The organism is Pseudomonas sp. ZS1P83 (genome assembly GCF_054897825.1).
This window is the reverse complement of sequence record NZ_CM142706.1, coordinates 1,888,640-1,907,512: the sequence shown is the minus strand read 5'-3', so window position 1 is coordinate 1,907,512 and position 18,873 is coordinate 1,888,640. Positions and strand designations below refer to the sequence as shown.

At 59.3% G+C, this 18,873-nt stretch carries 15 protein-coding genes and 2 pseudogenes; 3 read left to right on the top strand and 14 right to left on the bottom strand.

From position 1 onward, the window contains the following. Positions 1-6: 6 nt before the first annotated feature. The 6 genes from algG to ACYZT0_RS09170 form a co-directional block, all read right to left on the bottom strand. Entirely contained in the window at positions 7-1,524 is a 1,518-nt protein-coding gene (algG, locus tag ACYZT0_RS09195; RefSeq protein ID WP_462045545.1) for a mannuronan 5-epimerase AlgG, read from the bottom strand. An 86-nt stretch (positions 1,525-1,610) separates the two neighbouring features. Beyond that, complete coding sequence (locus ACYZT0_RS09190) at positions 1,611-2,999, bottom strand: alginate export family protein (protein WP_462046531.1); 1,389 nt, start codon at positions 2,997-2,999, stop codon at positions 1,611-1,613. A 41-nt stretch (positions 3,000-3,040) separates the two neighbouring features. Continuing rightward, positions 3,041-4,441, bottom strand: a complete 1,401-nt coding sequence (locus ACYZT0_RS09185) for an alginate biosynthesis protein AlgK (protein WP_462045544.1) — start codon at positions 4,439-4,441, stop codon at positions 3,041-3,043. After that, on the bottom strand, positions 4,438-5,652 hold the full coding sequence (locus ACYZT0_RS09180) for a PilZ domain-containing protein (protein ID WP_462045543.1): 1,215 nt from the start codon (positions 5,650-5,652) through the stop codon (positions 4,438-4,440). The genes ACYZT0_RS09185 and ACYZT0_RS09180 overlap by 4 nt, the downstream gene beginning before the upstream one ends. Positions 5,653-5,769: 117 nt before the next feature. Beyond that, a complete protein-coding gene (locus ACYZT0_RS09175; protein WP_462045542.1) occupies positions 5,770-7,251 on the bottom strand; it encodes a glycosyltransferase family 2 protein in 1,482 nt (493 codons plus the stop codon). Positions 7,252-7,311: 60 nt separating this feature from the next. Then, positions 7,312-8,622, bottom strand: coding sequence for a nucleotide sugar dehydrogenase (locus ACYZT0_RS09170; protein ID WP_462046530.1), 1,311 nt, complete (start codon positions 8,620-8,622; stop codon positions 7,312-7,314). 633 nt (positions 8,623-9,255) lie between these two features. On the opposite strand from ACYZT0_RS09170, the gene ACYZT0_RS09165 reads away from it, so the two are divergent. The 3 genes and pseudogenes from ACYZT0_RS09165 to ACYZT0_RS09155 form a co-directional block, all read left to right on the top strand. Further along, positions 9,256-9,474, top strand: coding sequence for a hypothetical protein (locus ACYZT0_RS09165; RefSeq protein ID WP_462045541.1), 219 nt, complete (start codon positions 9,256-9,258; stop codon positions 9,472-9,474). Positions 9,475-9,569: 95 nt separating this feature from the next. Continuing rightward, a pseudogene (locus ACYZT0_RS09160) lies at positions 9,570-10,062 on the top strand (NAD(P)/FAD-dependent oxidoreductase); the annotation flags it as partial. A gap of 95 nt (positions 10,063-10,157) precedes the next feature. Then, positions 10,158-10,322, top strand: a pseudogene (locus ACYZT0_RS09155) (site-specific integrase); the annotation flags it as partial. A 71-nt stretch (positions 10,323-10,393) separates the two neighbouring features. Here the strand turns inward: ACYZT0_RS09155 and ACYZT0_RS09150 are convergent. The 8 genes from ACYZT0_RS09150 to ACYZT0_RS09115 form a co-directional block, all read right to left on the bottom strand. Next, entirely contained in the window at positions 10,394-10,738 is a 345-nt protein-coding gene (locus tag ACYZT0_RS09150; RefSeq protein WP_462045540.1) for a cupin domain-containing protein, read from the bottom strand. Positions 10,739-10,871: 133 nt separating this feature from the next. Continuing rightward, entirely contained in the window at positions 10,872-11,780 is a 909-nt protein-coding gene (locus ACYZT0_RS09145) for an AraC family transcriptional regulator (RefSeq protein WP_462046529.1), read from the bottom strand. Between the two features lie 152 nt (positions 11,781-11,932). After that, positions 11,933-13,345 carry an aldehyde dehydrogenase family protein gene (locus ACYZT0_RS09140; RefSeq protein ID WP_462045539.1) on the bottom strand — a complete coding sequence of 471 codons (1,413 nt, stop codon included), beginning with the start codon at positions 13,343-13,345 and terminating at the stop codon, positions 11,933-11,935. A gap of 10 nt (positions 13,346-13,355) precedes the next feature. Next, a complete protein-coding gene (locus tag ACYZT0_RS09135) occupies positions 13,356-14,399 on the bottom strand; it encodes a homoserine dehydrogenase (RefSeq protein ID WP_462045538.1) in 1,044 nt (347 codons plus the stop codon). Between the two features lie 175 nt (positions 14,400-14,574). After that, positions 14,575-15,012 (bottom strand): Lrp/AsnC family transcriptional regulator, encoded by a 438-nt coding sequence (locus tag ACYZT0_RS09130; protein ID WP_462045537.1) that lies wholly within the window; start codon positions 15,010-15,012, stop codon positions 14,575-14,577. Positions 15,013-15,034: 22 nt separating this feature from the next. Beyond that, a complete protein-coding gene (gene thrC, locus ACYZT0_RS09125; RefSeq protein ID WP_462045536.1) occupies positions 15,035-16,414 on the bottom strand; it encodes a threonine synthase in 1,380 nt (459 codons plus the stop codon). Between the two features lie 16 nt (positions 16,415-16,430). Beyond that, a complete protein-coding gene (locus tag ACYZT0_RS09120; protein ID WP_462045535.1) occupies positions 16,431-17,321 on the bottom strand; it encodes a LysR substrate-binding domain-containing protein in 891 nt (296 codons plus the stop codon). A 60-nt stretch (positions 17,322-17,381) separates the two neighbouring features. Beyond that, on the bottom strand, positions 17,382-18,812 hold the full coding sequence (locus ACYZT0_RS09115) for an amino acid permease (RefSeq protein WP_462045534.1): 1,431 nt from the start codon (positions 18,810-18,812) through the stop codon (positions 17,382-17,384). Positions 18,813-18,873: the final 61 nt, after the last annotated feature.

Sequence of the window (18,873 nt, the reverse complement as noted above, 5' to 3'; positions counted from 1 at the left end):
GGCTCCTCACAGTGTCTCGGGCAGAATCAACGCGGCGGCATGGCGGCGCAGGAGAATGTCCATCAAGTCGCCCTGCACCTCCCCCAGCAAACCGGTGAAGGCAAGGCCGTCCTGTTTCTGCGGCGCCAGAAAGGTCAAGTCATAGAGTTCCAGACGCGAGGGTGAAAACACGGTGATGGGGCTGGAACCGTTGCCGATCAGCTTGCCGCCGACCACGGTGAGCGACAGCCTGGCTTCGTAGGGGTCTTCCTTGAGATCGCGGTCGCTGCCGCGTAAATCCTTGATGTGGCCGTAGATACCGGTCAGGGCATTGGCCATCAGCTCGTTTTCATACAGCCGCACACCGGTACTGTTACGCACCCGGATCCCGTGCCGGTCATTGTCGACCGCGCGGTTGCGCCAGAGCAGGTTATTGCCGCTCTCATACAGGGTTATACCGTCGGAGAGGTTCTTGTAGGTCTCGTTGTAGGCCACCAGGTTATTGACGCTGGAACGGTCCAGGACGATGCCCGACAGGTGGTTGTTGTAGGCGCGGTTGTAGATGATCCAGCTGTCGTTGACCTCGCGTGAGAGGATAATGCCGTGCTTCTTTCGGGTACCAAAGGCGTCGTTGTGGGCAATGATCAGCCGGCGCGAACGGTCGTGCGGGTCGATGCCATAGACGATGTTGTCGCGATAGGTGTTGCCGAGAATCACCACGTCGTCGGCCTCATAGCAATAGAAGCCGTACCAGTTGTCGACGAACTCCGAATTGAGCAGCCAGCCGGTCGGCCGCTTGCGTTTCATCCTCGGCGCCATGCTCGGGCTGTACTGGGAAATACTCACCCCATAACTCTTGCTCGCGGTGTAGCCGAAGCTGGTGATGGTGCTGTTGACGATGTAGGTCTCGGTGCCGCCCCAGGACACCAGGAAGGGCCGGAACTCCCCCTCTTTCTTGTACCAGGCCGGGCTATTGTTCTTCTCGCTCCAGGCGCTGACCTTGGTGTCGGTGATAAACAGCTTGCCGTCATTGACCAGGAACGAACCGCCCTCCTGGGACAATCGCAATTCCTTGACCGACTTGTCGATATGCAGGGTCCCGCCGGGACGTATGACGATTGGCAAGCGTGCCAGAAACACCCCCGGCGCGGTTTCGCGCAAGGCCGTCGGTGGCAGGCTGCGCGCCAGTTGCGTCAAGTTCATGTAGCCACGATCGATGAAGATCGCCACTGGCATTCGCTGCTGGCGCATCACCCATTCCTTGAGACGCTCCTTGCCGCCGATGAACTCGTCGAGCGAGTTTTCCTTGAGCATCGGCAGGATCAAGGCACTGCCGGCGGGCTTGTAGGAAATCTTCGCCATGGCTGCCTCGGCCGTATAACCGGACAGGTCGGGGATCTTCGGCTCTTTGATCAGCAAAGGCTTTCCCGGTGCCTCGCTGATGGTATAGCGCGGCGCGAATACGAGACCCGCCGCGCTGACACCCGCGGTCTGCACCAACAGCAGTCCGGCGAGCAACAGCCCTATCTTGACGACACTGTCCATAAGCCTCACTCATCAAAATAAATGCAACCTGGTGTGATCAAGGCGCTGGTGCCCGCGATGGCATCGCTGCGGGCAACAACCTGGGCCTAGATTTTCCAGACGAAATCAATGAACGCCCGGTGCATGCTCGAGTCGGTGTCGCTGGCGTAGGCGTCACCCGGGAAGAACACGCCGAGCCGCAAGCGGATCAGCGCCGAGGGTTCGTCGACCCAATCCACCATGCTCGCGGGCAACAGGCCTTGTTTGAAGTACTTGGTCATGACCAGATCGACTTCCTGGCCCAGGTCCTTCTCACCGTCCACCAGCGCCGCATTGATGATCCCGCCGTCGCCGGTTTCCGTTTGGTCGTCGACCCGCCAGAAGCGGTGGTAGACGAGACTGGCGTCGTAGTCCTCGCGCAACTGCCAGGAGCCAAACACGGTAGCCACCTGGAGGTTGCTAAGTTCACCGCGAAAGGCTTCGCCGAAGCGGTGTACGCGCGAACGCGTGCCGGTGTAGTTCGAGCGGTTGCTCTGCAGGCCGGTTTGCTGGAACTGATTCTCCTGGTCGCGACCGCCGCCGTCGCCGCGGGCTGCGGCAGCACCGAGGCGCCAGCTCTCATCGATGTTCCAGCGCAAGCCCAGGTCCGCGCCCCAAGCGTTGACGTCACTACTGGTGTGGCCCGTCGCAACACGATCGCCGTTAGCGTCGACCACGCTGGTGAGGTTGTCGCGATTGCCGGTCAACCAGGTCGCGTTGAGCCAGTAATTGACCGGCATCGTCGAGCGATAGTTGTAGCCGTCACCGTTCGCTTCAAGACCGACCCAGGTCAGGTTGCCGGTGTTGGTCTTGTCGAGCGCATCGAGCTGCTCGCCCGTATTGGGCAGACTGCCGCTGTCCTCAACGTGATGTGCACGCAGGCCGAACCAGTGATTGGGCGCCCATTGCGTAGAGATGTCGGCGAAGGCATGGGAGCGGTCTTTGTCTGCGGGCGCCAGGTCGCTCAAGTCAGTGCGGTAGTCGGAAAAGCGTTCAGCGGCGCCGAGGTGGGCGCGCAACAGAGTGGTCTCGAAGGTCCAGTTGAGCGCTTCGATGTTGGTGTCCATCCACTCGCCGCTGTCCTCGCGCAAACGCTGGCGCCCCAAGCGCAAATGCTCGCCCGGATAGGCGGTGATACCGGAATAGTCGACCCAGAACTCGCGCATCGCCAGGTAGCTGTCATCGGTCGCACGGGCGTTACTTTCGTCGACACCGTTGTTGACCGTATCGGTGTCGATGGTATCGGTCGCCGCCACCGCCTGCCCCATCAAATAGGCACTCCAGTCTCCCCATTGGCCGAAGGCCCAGGGACGCAAGTCGATGCCAATGCCGTTGAGGGTGCCACCGGGTGCGGTGCCCAGGTCACGGTCATCCTGCGACTCACCGGTAATCTTCACATCCAGGCCGAAATTCTTCGGCGCCACCTCCGCCGCCAGCACCAGACCGGCACTGCACATCAGCGAAACACCCAGACCACAACCTGCCAACAATGTTTGCTTCATAGTAAGTCCTGTCCATTTTCCGGAGTTTGCAGTCTGGCTAGAGCCGCGCCCGTCAGACGAGCCTGGGCTTCCCCCTCAAGCAAGGGCTGCGCGATTTTCCTTTCTGCCGGGGTCAGCCCCGACTGCAGGGCCGACAGCACTGGCTCTGCATTTACCACGCCCTGGCGCTGCGCGAGTTGCGCAAAGACAAAGGCATTGATCCGATTGACCTTGATCCCGCGGGAGTCAGAAAACATGTGCGCCAGGGCGAGGTCCGCATTGGGCGAACCGTTACGGGCCGCCAGCAACAAATGTTCCAGCGCCTTCTGCGGTTCGACCTGGCCCAGATAACCGCGCCGGTACAACTGGCCCAGGTAGTAATGCGCCCCGACTTCACCGGCCGCGGCCGCCTTGAGCAAATGCTCTTCAGCCAGGCGCGGATCTTGCGGCAACCATTTGCCGAGGTAATACAGCCGCCCGGTCAGCAGTTCCGCCCGTGGGTCGCCCGCCTCGCGCCCGCGCTGCAAGGCCGAGAGCAATTTCGGCGCATCGCCTTGCACGGGGTAGTCGTTGATCAACCGTGCCAGGCTGGTCCAGGCCGGCGCATAGACCGGCGCCAGTTCTTCGAGCAGGCGCTGGGCGCTTTGTGCATCGGCCGGGCCTTCGAGGGCTGGCGACGACAGAACGCGCGCCACCGACTCGACCCGCAAGGGCGCTACTCGTCCCTCGCGCCAACCCTGGCGCAACTCCACCAGCAAGGCCGCTTGCGCCTTGGGTTGGTCGCGCATTCGGTTGAGGGTGGCCAGCTCCACATAACAGGCATCGAGTACGGCCAGCCGAGCCCGGCACATCTGCTCGATCTGAGGCAGGTGGGCCTTATAGGTGCCCTGATTGCGGTAAATCAGAATCTGCGCCAGATCCGCCTCGATAATGCCCTGGGCGCGCCAACTATCGACCTTCTGCTGCGGATCCACCTCAGGCGCCAGTTGCGGGTAGCCCAGGTACAACAACGTCAGCGGTACCACTGCACTGAACTCGCCTTTATCCAGCGCGCCTTCCAACAATTGCTGGGCCTCGCGCACTTGCTTGGGATCAGTCGGTCCCTGACGCAGCAACAAGCGGCCCAGACGTGACTGCGCCTTGACCGACTCCGGCGCGGCCTGTCGGTACAAGCCTTCAGCCTCTTTCAGGCTCGCCGGGTCGCCCGCGGACGCCGTCAGGTCGCCCATCCCGGCCTGGGCATCGGCATAACCGTCCAGGGCCAGCGCCGCATAGTGCTTGCGCGCTGTTTCATAATCGCCGCGCAACATGGCCTCGCGCGCCACCCCCTGATCCGGCAGGGTGCCGCACCCGTGACTCATCGTCAGAGCAGCGGCCAGCGCAGAAAACCGCAGCCCCGATCGCCATGCGCCGTTCATTTCCCGGCCGCCATGACTTTATTCTCCCCGGCGTTCATCAGCCAGGCATTGGCCGCCCAGGCGCTCTTCACCCAGGCATTGTTCTGCAGGTTTTCGATACTGACCTCCACCGGACGCCCGGCGAGATCGGTCTGCAACGCGCTGTCAGGCTCAATGGTGACCCGCAGGTCGGAGGCCAGACCGCCGTTGTCCAGCACCACCGTGGCGATTTTACCCGTGCGTGGCTGTTCTTCACCGATCAGTTGGAAGCTCACTGCCTTGCCAGGCTGGATCTTGGCAAAGTTCTTATAGGGGAAGCGCGCCTCGATGGTCGCCACACCATCGATCGGCATCAGCTCGTATACCGTGGTGCCCTTGCCGACGACCTGGCCGTCCGGCACCAGCTGCGCCACCACCCGGCAATCGCAAGGGCTGGTCAGCGAACCTTGCAGGGTCCGGCTGAACAGGCGCTCGAGGTTCTCCGGGGTCGCCTGCCCGGGCGGCAGGTTGCCTTTCATCACATCCAGCAGCGAGGCGGAGAAGGTCGCCAGCGGTGCCCCCTTGGGCACCACCGCACCCACCTTGACCAACGACTTGACGCTGCCGTCGCGCGGCAGGCCGATCAACTGGCCGGGCACGTTGACCCGCGCCGATTCGGCGTGCGTGACGAAATAAATGCCATACAACTGCTGCAGCACATAACCAAAGGCTCCCAGTCCCACCAGGAAAATCAGCAGGCTCACCGTGGTTGCCCGCAAGCGTGCGAAAAAGCCCAGGCCGTTGCCGCTTTCGTGCTTTCGCGGCTTGGTGAAGTTGTCGCGCTGCTGGGTCGCGAGCATGTCCCCCAGGCTGATCACCCCTCCCGAGAGGTAGGAGGTGATCAGATAACGCAATGCGGAGATCGCGCGCGGGGGCAGGTTGTGGAACTCGCAACCCACCCGCAGTCCCTCGCCGCATACCGAGCGCACGACAAACTCCACGTCGATGGCAAACCCAAGCGCATCGACCTGGAACACCAGTTTGCCTTTGTGCTGTCGGCCCACGAGCAGCGGTGGATTCGGCTGACTCAGGCTGAAGCCACCGGCCGACAAGTCGACCAGCTCGCAATCGAACATCTCCCGGTTCGACCCGTGAAACTTGATCCTCGCCGGTAGATTTAGCCGCGCATGCTGGCGCTGCACCTCCGACTCATGCACGACATTGTCATCAACAGCAATACAGGCTGTGCTCATAACGCGTCCCTTCCCATCCACGATTGAGACCGATCCGGCAAGTCAGAGCCGGTGTTCACTTTTATCTTTTACCGCTGTGCAGACCGGCACGGCATGCCGACTGCCCTGACACCTGTGCTACACGATCCACATCAGCAGCGCGCAAAACACACTGCCGGCCGAAAAGGTCATGGCCCGCGACGACCAGGTATTGAACCAGCGCTGATAGCTGGCCAGACCACGGTCAAGTTTGGTTTTCTGGCGTGTCCACGATTGCCGGTCGAGACGGAAGAACACATAGATCTTCACCGTGGCGCCGACCAACTGGTTGTAATAGAGAATCAGTGGATAGGCCGGCCCGACCGGGTGCCCCGAAGCCAGCAACAGTAGACTCAGGAGCAAGCGAGTCAGGCCGATCCAGAGCACATAGATCAACAGGTAAGCCATGCTGTACTTGAGGCTGGCAATGATCGCTATTGACGGCCCGAGCAGGCTGGCCCACATCGATACGCGTTGGTCGAACAGCACCAGCGAGGTGAACCAGCCCAACCGCTGCACGCCCAGGTGCAGGGCCCGCGAGTTCTGCCGCAGGTTATTGCCATACCAGCGGAACATCAGCTTGCGGCTGGCCTTGAAGAAGTTCTTTCCCGGGGGGTGCTCGACCGTGTTGATCGCAGCATCGGGCACATAAAAGGTGTCATAGCCCAGCCGCATCAGGCTGTACCAACTGGACTTGTCATCACCGGTCAGGAAGCGGAAACGCCCCAGGCGCCAGTGCTGCAGATAGTCGCTCTCAACGTCTTGAATAAAGCCGGGGTCGGTCACCACCTGGGCACGGAACACCGACATCCGCCCGGTCATTGTCAGCACTCGCTTGCCCAGTGCCATCGAACACATATTGATGTGTCGCTGGGCGAACCGCAGCTTGTGCCATTGGCTCATCAAGTAGCTTCCACGCACCTCGCAGAACTCATTGGTGGTCAGCCCGCCGACCTTCGGGAACAGCTTGAACCAGGGCACGGTCTGACGCACCAGCCCGGGCGAGAGCACGGTGTCGCCATCGACCACCGCCACCACCGCTTCGGCATCCGGCAAATGCCGGGAGATCGCCCGAAAACCATGGGCCAGGCCATCGCGCTTACCGGTACCGGGAATCCGCACGAAGCTCAGCTTGACCTGCTCCGGCGGGGTATAGCTGTCCCAGAGCGCTTTGATCAGCAGCTCATCAGCCAGCTCGACGATAGAACAGACCACCGTGGTCGGGTAGCCACAACCAATGGCCTCTTCGATCACCGAGCGGTAGACCTGCGCCGTGGTCAACGCATCGATACGAAAACTGGTGACCAGCAAAAACACTTGCGACGGATCGGCACTTCTGCCCAGCCTGGTGACTTTGCGTCTGTAATAAGGGAATACCAGATAAAGGAACAGCAACCCACGCAGGTAATGGATCGCGCCCATCGAATAACGCCAGATACCGACCGCCCCCAGCAACAGGAGAAAGTCCCTGGATTCGGGATCGAACACTGTGCGCGGCAGCAACAGTGCAAGCCCCATCAGCGCGGTGACGTAGAACAGCCAACCCGCTGCTTCGCGCAAGTAAACCCTGGAATCAGCCATAGATGCGGCTCCTGTTCGATAAATCCATGTTGCTCGGGCGCGCACACTCAAGCGCCTCGCTTACCAGCAAATACCTTCGAGCCGATCGCCACTGGCGTGCGGCATGAAGCCCACCAGATCGACCACCTGCTTGCCCTCGGGCACCTGAAGCGCAATGGCTTCGAAGGACTCGTCACTGTTACCCAGCACGATCACGTCCGCCTGCTCGATCACCTTCGCAAGGTCAGCGCATAACAGCGAAGCGAGGTGCGGAATCTTCGACTCGATGTATTCCTTGTTGGCCCCGTAGATACGCGCGTACTCAACGTTGCGGTCGAAGATATGCAGGTCGTAACCCTTGCCTATCAACATCTCGGCCAACTCCACCAGCGGGCTTTCGCGCAGGTCATCGGTGCCCGCCTTGAAGCTCAGGCCGAGTAGCGCGACACGCCGCTTGCCGTAACTGCTGATAATGTCGAAGGCTCTCTGTACCTGCACCGCATTGCTGCGCATGATCGAGGCCAGTAGCGGGTGCTCGACGTCCATTTGCCCGGCGCGATAATTCAGCGCACGCACATCCTTGGGCAGGCAGGAACCACCGAACGCGAAGCCGGGGCGCATGTAATAACGCGACAGGTTGAGCTTGGTGTCCTGGCAGATCACGTCCATCACATCGCGACCGTCCACGCCGGCGGCCTTTGCGATATTGCCGATCTCATTGGCGAAGGTCACTTTGGTCGCGTGCCAGACGTTGCAGGTGTACTTGATCATCTCCGCCACTTCGATACTCCTGCGCAGGAGCGGCGCGTCCAGCTCTTGATAGAGCGCGGCGAGCATGTCACCGCTGCGCTGGTCGAGTTCACCGATCACCGTCATGGGCGGACAGTTATAATCCTTGATCGCGGTACTTTCGCGCAGGAACTCCGGGTTGATCGCCACGCCGAAGTCGACCCCGGCCTTCTTGCCGGAACATTCTTCAAGTATCGGGATCACCACGTTCTTTACGGTGCCCGGCAGCACCGTGCTACGCACCACGACCGTATGCCAACTGTCCTTGTCGTGCAGGGCTTCGCCAATCTCGCGGCAGACCGACTCTATGTAGACCAAATCCAGATCGCCATTCTTCTTGCTGGGCGTACCGACGGCGATGAACGACATATCCGTGCCCATCACTGCCGCCTTCACATCACCGCCACCGCGCAGCCGCCCCAAACTCACCCCTTGCTCGAGCAGCGGCTCCAGGCCCGGCTCAACGATGGGCGACTTACCCTGGTTGATCAGGTCGACCTTGACTTGCGAGACATCTACCCCGATTACGTCATGGCCGCGAGCACAGAGACAGCCCGCACATACAGCGCCCACATAACCCAATCCAAATATGCTGATACGCATCGGTGAATACCCCCGTATACCCTGATTCAGGATGGCCATCGGCATGCCGTGCAGACCGACAGTCACTCTACCGCGCCAACTAACCGACAATTAGGTACAACTTGATTTGCGACCTTGAAGAACTGGAGTGTAGACAAACATTACTTAGGCACTGTCATTTTTTAAAAAAATTTCGAACACGTCGCGCCGACAGCATGGCAGTGAGATCAGCAAAGCGAGTGCCAAAATCGACAACACGTCAATTTTGAAAAAATAACTACTAAAATCAGCCAGATATGAAAGTTGTCGAGACTGACAACTTGAACAAAAACAATCAACGCACCAAAAATAAGCAGACCCTTCAAACACTTGCTGCACAGACACGCTTAAAGCCCTGACACGGTGCAACGCCAACGTTGCAACATTGTAAGCGCATCTATTGAATTTCATCGCAGGGTGTAAAGCGAATGAAACATGTCAATTTTTTATTAACTATTTTTTGGCGCTCGCACTACACGAAATAGTTAATACCTTTTAAAAATGAACGTCAGAGGTGCGGGCCTTATTAGTCCACCCAATACTTGATAGTCGTTCGAAATATCGAGTGCATGTTCAATGGGAGGAAACGACTATGAGCGATATCTCAAGAGAGCGATGACCGCTAACCACCATCGGCCGATTCAGGCGCTTCAGACTCGTCCCAAAGACATCGGCAACATCCGCATCTGCCCTCCGATAAAGCCTTTTCGCCTGGCAGAGATCGCCGCCATGCCCTTTACACCGGAGTCGGTGTTCGCTGTAACTGGGATGTGGCCGGATGAGCAGAATTTGATACCTGAAAGGAAAGACGTAAGCCCCTCAACAGATATTTGAAAAACGCCGACCAGGCATCGCCGACCAGCGCTCTCCAACGAAGTGATCGGTGCTGCTTCTCGCCATGATCATGCTTTCAATGCATCTTCCAGAAATGCTACCAATCCACCGACCGTTTGATGCCGATCGAAGACTGGCAGTTGGCGGGGACCTACAGCCTTGGCGGGGCGCAAATCGCGCTCAAGTCCCAGGCGGTTTCAATTGGTCACCGCGTGGTGTTTATGGGCAGCGGACCGTTGGTGTATTTGGTTGCCAGCCAATACCTCAAGGCCGGCGCCAATGTGGCGGCGGTGCTCGATACTTCGCCGCTGAGCAAACGCATCCTTGCCATGCCCAAACTGCTGGCGCGTCCCGGATTGCTGTTCACCGGCATGAAACTCTTGGCGCAGCTGTATCAGGCGAAAATCCCGGTGCACCTGGGGATCAAGCCCCTGCAAGTGCAGGGCGACGCGGCGAGCGGTCAATGGCGTGCGCGTGTTGACCGCGCGAGGCGAGACGTTGAATGTCGATTGTGATGCGCTGGCGTTGGGTTATCACCTGCGTCCGGAAACGCAATTGGCGGATCTGGCCAGTTGTCGCCTGCGTTTCGGTGTTTGGCTCTACGAGAGTCGAGTAACGTCCATCAAGAACCGACGTTTTTGTGGAGAAACAAGTAGGGGGAGCCGTTTCATTACCAAATCACCCAGATCAATCCCAACGAGCAAAAGAAGACCGCCAAGGCACAGGCACACGCCGCTAACGTGGAGGCCCAGCAGGAAAAGACCCGGAAGGTGCAAACGCTGACCTTCCAGGATCTAGCCAAGGCGTGGCTGTTGGACATTGTGGCTAACCGGCGCGCACGAAAAGAGACGAAGCCGACCGAAGCACGTCCGGTTAAGCCGCGTGTTTGGCCCAACCGTGTTAGATGTCGGGCCTGAATTCACTCTCGCCTGACAATATCGACCGAGATCTCCACCGCCGAAATCGTTCCTCTGTTCTCAAGCCAGTGTGTGGTGTTCCGATCCTCGGGCCAGCCCACTCCCGGCCCATAGTCCGTGGCGACTCCATTGCGATGGTCAGTGATCGTACCTTGCAGTATGTAGACGGTGCCTGGCCTGTCTATATGGTTGTGAATCGGCCCGAAGACACCTCCAGGCTCGATGGTCACCCTACGCATTCTGAGTTGGCGCCCCGCCATGCCCTCGATCTCAGGGCCGAGATCAATCGTTGCGAGTAACTCCACCGCAACACCTTTCGTCTCTGGTGCCACCTGTTCGCTGCTCATCGTGCTCTCCTTTCTGTACATAAAGGACCTACTAGAAGTAGACACCCTAAAAGGTGCGATCACATGCACTTTCGAAACACGCTACCCCATGTGGTTCTTAAACAACTGCAACGGAAACTACGCATAGATGTTGCTACCCCTGCCCTCGCAACACCGCAATATCCCGCTTGGGGGGGACGCCAAACAGACGGTTGTACTCGCGGCTGAACTGGGACGGGCTTTCATATCCGACCTTGAAAGCTGCACTGGATACGTCCTGGTGTTCATTGAGCATCAATCGCCGTGCCTCGTTCAGCCGCAGCCATTTCTGGTATTGCAAGGGGCTCATTGCGGTGAGTTGGCGAAAGTGGTGGTGAAAGGTCGGCGTGCTCATCTGCACTCGGGCGGCAAGGTCGTCGACGCGAAGGGCCGAGGTGTAATTCAACTTCAGCCAATCGATGGCTTTGGCGATCCGATAGCCCTGGCCATCGACAGAAGTGATTTGTCGCAGCCTGCCCGCCTGATCACTCTTCAACAGACGGTAGTGAATTTCACGCTGGATCAAGGGGGCGAGAACAGGAATGGTCTCCGGTTCATCCAGCAGCGCCAACAAGCGCTCGAACGACGCCAGCAAGGCTGTGGTCACGGAACCGATGCCTACACCCTTCCCCACCGATCGTTCACGGGTGGGCGGCAGGTCACTCTGCGCTAGTTCAGACAGCATGCGCAGATCGAGCTTGAATGTCAGCCCCAGGCACGGTTGTTCCGGGCTCGCCGCGAGCACCTCCGAGTTGGCCGGCAAATCCAGTGAGGTGACGAGGAAACGCGAGGTGTCATACGGATAGCCTTCACCGCCGACCCACAACTGCTTCTCGCCCTGGGCGACGAGAATGATGCTCGGCTCGAACATGCAAACGATGGGCGGCGCCGGATGTTCACGCCGAAAGAAGCCGAGGCCGGCAATCGAAGTTGCGAAGTCACCGGGTATGGAGACTCGCGAACCAATGACCCGGGCGAGCGCTTGCTGGGGCGATATGAGTGGAGCGGTCGAGGCTCTCGGGATGTAAGGTGCTTTGACCTCGATGTTCACCTTGAATGAAGCGTTCCCCTGTGGTTGGCCCACCTTGCTGGCTGCCCCTCTGGATGAGCAGCCAAAAAATCATCCTCAGATGTTTCCCAATGCAAAACGACCTGATGAGATTTGCCTTGAATTGATTAGCCCAGCGTGTTCAGGCATACCACCTTGGGTTGAGTCATTTCCTCATAGGCGAAGCGCACTCCTTCCCGGCCCAGGCTGCCGTATTTGGAACCACCAAACGGCATCGCATCGAAGCGGAAGTCGGAGGAGTCGTTGATCATCACGCCCCCGGCTTCGATTCTCCGTGCGGCGCTCATGGCCGTTGCCAGATCATTGGTGAAGATCCCCGCATGCAGGCTGTATTCGGGTTCGTTGGCCAATGCGATGGCCTCATCGAAGGTTTCGAAAAGCTGCAACACCACCACTGGAGCGAAGACTTCGTTGCGCCAGAGCCGACTGCAATGATCGACATTTTCCAATACGGTGGCGGTGTAGCACGAGCCTTGGCGCCGATGGCCGCAGAGCAATGTGGCGCCTTCTTGCAACGCGTCGTTCACCACTTGCTCAGCATTTTGCGCTGCCTGCTGGGTAATCATCGGGCCGATATCGGTGTCGGCAAGCAAAGGGTCGCCGACCACAAGCGCCCGGGCCTGGCTGACGAAACGCTCACGGAACGCTTCATAAATCGGTGCCTGAATCAGCAGGCGCTGAGTGCCTATGCAGTTCTGCCCTGCAGCCCAGAAGGCTCCCGACAGGCAACTCTCGACGGCGGCCTCAAGGTCGCAGTCGCCCATGACGATCACCGGCGCATTACCGCCCAAGTCCATGGCGAGTTTCTTCAGGCCGGCCGTGCGTGCGATCTGCTCCCCGGTGACGAAGCCGCCAGTAAAGGAAATCATCCGCACCTCACGGGAGGCGACTAAGGCCTTGCCCAGCTCCGCGCCCCCTGTGGCGACCGTGACCACCGATTCGGGCAACCCTGCCATGACCAGATACGACACCAATTTGATGGCCGACAACGGCGCCAGCTCAGACGGTTTGAGAATCACCGCGTTGCCGCCCGCAATGGCAGGACCGAGCTTATGCGCCACCAGATTCAGCGGATCGTTGTACGGGGTAATCGCGACGATCAGGCCCAGGGGTTCGCGGGAGAACCAACCCTGGCGCGACTCGGATCCCTCATAGGCGTCGAAAGGCACCACTTCCCCGGCATTGCGCCTGGCCTCTTCGGCAGAAAGCTTGAGGGTGTTGACGCAGCGTTTGACTTCTTTTTCTGCCTGCTTGAGGGTCTTGCCGGCTTCGTCGACGATCAGCCGGGCAAACGCCGGGGCATCGCGTTCGATGTTCAATGCTGCTTGTTCGAGAATGCGTGCCCGACGATGACGCGGTAACCCGGCGCTAGCTCGCGCACCGCTGCGCCCGGTCTCCAGCAACTGCGGCACTTGCGACGCACAGACATCCGCGACGGTCCCGATGACAGTGCCGTCAAAGGGGTTAAAGACTTCGATTTGCGGCTCAACAACAGCCCGGGCCAGAAGCGATAGGTTCACAGGCGTTCTCCTAGTTGCGCGCAACAGACTTATGGATGCTGATGATGTCCGACAGCAGTGCAAACGCTGTTTCCGTGCGCCCTGCCCCCGGTCCCGAAACCGTCACTGCGCCCAGCAGTTCCGAGGTAAACGACACGGCATTGGTGGCGCCGGAAACACTGGCCAGCGGATGATCGTTGTTCAACAGGCGCGGTTCGACACTGGCACTGATCGAACCATCGGCATGCCGCGTGGCCGCGCCGATAAGCTTCCAGCGAGCCCCTTCCTGCCGGGCTTTTTCGATGTCGCCAAGGTCGAGTGAGGAAATACCGCTGCACCTGACATCGCTGACGTTCAGCTTGGCGTCCAGCAGTTCATTGGCCAGGATCACCACCTTGAGGCGCACGTCATGCCCCTCGACATCCGCCGTCGGATCGGCTTCGGCGTACCCCAGGTCCTGTGCTTTGCTGACCGCTTCGGCAAACCCCAGGCCGCCTTCCATGCAGGTGAGAACGAAGTTGGACGTGCCGTTGAGAATCCCCTCGAAACCGACAATCGAACTGCCTGCCAGCGAATGCTTGGCGACGCGAATAACTGGCGTGCCACTCATCACCGAACCTTCGTATTCAAAGGCGACGTTATTGCGTCGGGCCAGTTCTTTCAGCTCGGCACTGTGCAAGGCAATGGGTCCCTTGTTAGTGGTGACTACATGTTTTCCGCGTTCCAGTGCCCAGCGGCAGAACGAGGTGGCCGGCTCGCCGTCCACCGGGTTGGTGAAGGTGGCTTCGACAATGATGTCCGCGCCGCAATCCTTGATCACCGCTTCGTTAAGGGCGTCAGCTTCGCCACCCGGCAGCTGCGCCAATGCACCTTTAACTGCCGGCAGCGTGGCCAGCAACGCGGCGTCCAGCCCTTCGCGGCCAATCACCGAACCGAGAAACAGGTCGGTCACGCCAACGATTTTCAGGGTGAAACCCAGTTCGGTTTTCCAGTTTTCGTTACGTTCGGCAATCAGCTGAGCCAATGCCCGGTTCACACCGCCGAAGCCGACCAGCGCCAGTTTGTATTCAGTCATTTTTTTATGCCCTTGATCCGGGTGATGGGTTGTCGGGCTCTAGGTTAGGGGCGCGGTCAGGGCAGTGAAATAGGCCAATTTGCTCTATTTTATGGGCGTTTTGACCAGCGTCCGGGCAAAACGTCAGGCATAAAAAAAGCCAACACAGGTTGGCTTTTTCAGAACGATAAAGGGGCTATACGACGGACGACAGCACGAATGAGGTCACGGTGTTTTCCACCCCGGACAACGCGGAGATTTCATTCCAGACCTTATGCACCCGCTCCGGGCTCGCAGCGCCGACCCGCAGCATCAGGTCGAACTCGCCACTCATCACATCGCACTGAATGACTTCCGGTATTGCCCGCAGGGCCTGCAGCACTTCCGCGCCGCGCATGCGGTCGTAGCGGTAGACGAAAATCACTGCATTGATGTTCGAAGAAGCTTGTCGCCCCTCCCCCGTGCGCACCGTATAACCCTGTATCGCACCGTCGCGCTCAAGCCGTTCTATGCGCTGACGCACGGCATTGCGCGACAGGTTGACCTTCGCCGCCAGCTCGGCGTGGGCAGCCCGGGCATTGAGCCGCAGTTCCGCGATGATGTGTTCATCGAGAGGGTCCAGAATTCGCTTCACTTGGCCTCCTGGTGCAGCGCCTTCACAGCGCGCCGAGCAGCTGATGGATGGTGTCGAGGTCGTCGGGTTGAATCCGGTAAAGCTGTGTCGGCCCTTGCTCCGCGACCGGGCTGTGTTGCGCCGGCGTGCTGATCCCCAACTCGCCAAGCAGCACGGCCGATTTGGCTGGCGAGATTTCCCCAAGAGTAACCATCGGCGCCACCAAGCTTCTGCGGTACAACCTGGCCGCCAGGACGCCGGTGGCGGTATGCGGGTCGATGACGTAACCGGTGTCGCGATACAGAGAGGTGATTTCCTTCAGCGTCTCCTCATCACTGACCGCGTAGGAGTCGATGATCATCCGCGCCTGCAACCAGAACTCGTTGGCGATGGTCATCTCGCCGCTGGATTCGAACGCTGCCATCAGGGCGCTCACCGCCTGATCGTCACGCCCGTAGAGCTCCCAGAGGAAACGCTCAAGGTTAGAAAAGATCGACAGGTCCATGGCCGGCGACAAGGTCTTGTTGGCTCGCAACCTGGAGTAGCGGTTCTTCAGAAACAACTGATGCAACGCGTCATTCTGGTTGGTCGCAACGATTATCTGAGTGATCGGCAAGCCCATTTTCTGCGCGATGTAGCCGGCATAGACCTCGGCAAAACTTGCTGCCGGCACGCTGAAACCGATCGGACGCTGACCGCCCCCCAGTTGCAGCACGGCGTGGAAATAAAACACCAGTTGCGCCAACACACTGATCCAGTTGCTGGAGTTGAAACTGATCGCCTCGTGCTGCGTGCATGGCCACTGCCGGAACAGCCGGGTGACGATGGTCTGGCACTCGTCGAAGCTGCCATTGACTGCGAACTGATGAACCTTGGGATGCGCCACCGCTTGCAGATGCTGGAGCTGGTCTTGCGGTACACCTGCCTGCGGGTAAAAAACCACCACGTCCGTTTCGTCGCAGTGCTTGAATGCCTCGATGGCGGCGAGTCCGGTATCACCATTGGTGGCACCGAGCACCACCCCGCGACGCCCGCGTTTGCGCAGAAAGTATTGCACTAGCCGTGCCTGCAACTGGGCGGCAAAATCTTTCGAGGAACGGGTTGGCCCATGGAACAGCTCCAGCACCCATTCGTTACGATCGACCTGATGCAAAGGCGCCAGGGAACGATGGCTGAAGTCGCTGCCAGCCTCCTTGAGCACACGCTTTAGGTCAGCCTCGGGGATCGCCTCTCCAACAAACGGACTCATCACCCGATAGGCCAATTCGTCGTAGGGCAAGGTCGACCAGTTGGCAAGGTCCCGTGGCTCAAACAGCGGCAGTTCGAGCGGTACGAACAGCCCACCGTCCTCGGCAATTCCAGACAACACGACCTTTTCGAAATTGACTTGCACGGCCGAATTTCGGGTACTCACATAGCGCATGGTTGGCTCCGGCCATTCATTTGAAACGATGTGCCTGCTCGACCAGCCAGGTGGAAAACATGACCGCGTCAGGGTGCTGGTCGGCCCCGGAACCGCGGACGAGGTAAAACGACTCGCTGGCTTCGATGCGCTGGGCGAAGGGCTCGACCAGTCGCCCGTCCTCAAGCATTTCATCAACCATCGAGGACCGGGCCAAGGCAATACCCTGCCCCAACTCGGCCATGCGCAAGGTGGAAATCAATGTGTCGAACTGCATGCCGGTCGACGAATCGACCGTGTCCGCTCCGACCATGTTCAACCAGTAACCCCAGCCCTCCTCGTAACCCAGGACATGCAACAGCGGATGGTGCGCCACATCCGCTGGCACCTTCAGCGGCGAGCTCGCCATCAGGGCTGGCGAGCAGACCGGAAACAAGGTGTCCCAGGTCAGGCGCTGCGACACCAGGCCGGGCCATTGACCATGGCCCCAGCGAATCTCCATGTCGTCCTCACCATCCAGTTCCTTGACCCAGATGTTGCTGATGTAACGGAGGTCGACCTGTGGATGCGCCTGGCGAAACCCCACCAGTTTGGGCGCCAGCCAGTGCACAAAAAACGCCAGACTGCCGCGCACCTTGATCGGCCGGCGTTTGTGCTGGCCAAAAATCTCGTTGGTCCCCACCGCCAGTCGAGTGATCGCATCCTGCACGACCGGTAGATAAGCCTGCCCTTCCTCGGTCAGCCCCAGGCCACGGGGCAAGCGCTTGAACAATGCCACCCCCAGATGGCTTTCCAATTGGCGGATCTGCTGGCTGACCGCGCCCTGGGTCAAAAACAGTTCTTCAGCGGCGTGGGTGAAGTTCAGGCAGCGGGCGGACACCTCGAATGCCCGCAACCAGTTCAATGGAGGTAACGTCTTTTGCTTCATGGTCTGAACCTCAATGACGCCCCCTCCACCGAGCACGCTTGCCCACCCCGTCGACAGTACCTAGAACGCATCGGACGGTTGTGCCAAGGGGGCAAGCGACAAGCGTCGCTCGCGGCTTTTGCGGGTAATGTAATACACGAAATAGCACCAAGCGATGAATGGCAAACCGAAGTACAGCGCCACCCGCTGTTCAGGGTCGAAAGCAATCCCGACACACGCCAGGCTGCAGCAGACCAGCGCTCCCAGCGGCACCCACGGATAACCCCGGACGCGGAACTTGAGGTCGCGGACATCGCCTCCATTGGCCACATAGTGACGGCGGAAAGCAATTTGGCTCGCGGCGATGCTCATCCACACCACCACCACTGCCAAACCAGAGATCGACACCAGCGCCAGATAGATGGTATCGGCGGCAAACACGCTGCTGAGCAACGAGGCGGCACCACCGGCCATGCTGACGATAATGGCGTTGAGTGGTGTGCCCATGCGGGTCAGGGCCGAGAACTGCTTGGGCAGGTGACCCTGGTCACTCAGGGTCCAGAGCATCCGTGAGGCAGCGTACAAACCGGAGTTGGCTGCCGACAACAGGGCACTGATGATCACGAAGTTCATGATGTCTGCGGAGTACGGAATCCCGATGTAGGTAAACACTGTGACGAATGGACTCTCTACGAGCCCGGCCTGTTCACGAGGTAACAAGGTCGCCAGGACGAAAATGGTTCCCACGAAAAAGATTGCCAGGCGTAGCACTGTAGTGCGAATGGCACGCGGCACATTGCGCTGGGGGTCCTTGGTTTCACCCGCAGCGATTCCGATCAGTTCAGTACCGGAGAACGCAAAGGAGACCGCCAGTAACGTCATGACAATCGGCATGAAACCGGTAGGGAAAAGCCCCTCGCGAGTGAAGTTGCTCAGCCCGATACTGTGAGCCTGATCAATATGCAGCAGGCCAAGAATCGCGCCACCACCGATTAGCAGAAACACCACCACGGTCACCACTTTGACCAGAGACAACCAGAATTCGGTCTCAGCGAACAATCGCACCGAAATCACATTGGTCAGAAACACCAAGCCTGCGAACAGCGCACTCCAAATCCATACCGGTGTATCCGGAAACCAGCGCGCCATCAAAATCCCGGCGGCGGTGAATTCAGAGCCGATTGCCACAGTCCAGGTCAGCCAATACAGCCACGCCACGGTGTAGCCGGTGCCGGGTCCGAGGAAACGCGTGGCGTAGGTGCTGAACGAACCGGTTTCCGGCATCTGCACCGCCAATTCGCCCAAGCACATCATGACCATGTAAACCATGAGTGCGCCAATGATGTAAGCGATAACCGCACCCAACGGACCGGCCTGGTTAACGGTGTACCCGGACGTGAGAAATAGCCCGGTACCAATGACGCCACCCAATGCCAACATGACAATATGGCGCGTCTGCATTTCCTGTTTAAAACCGGCACGCGTAGTGAGTTGTTCTTCTTTTATGGACATGGTTGTTCTCATGAAAGTTGTTAGGGGCACGCATTAACGTCTGCGATCAATTACAGGGCAG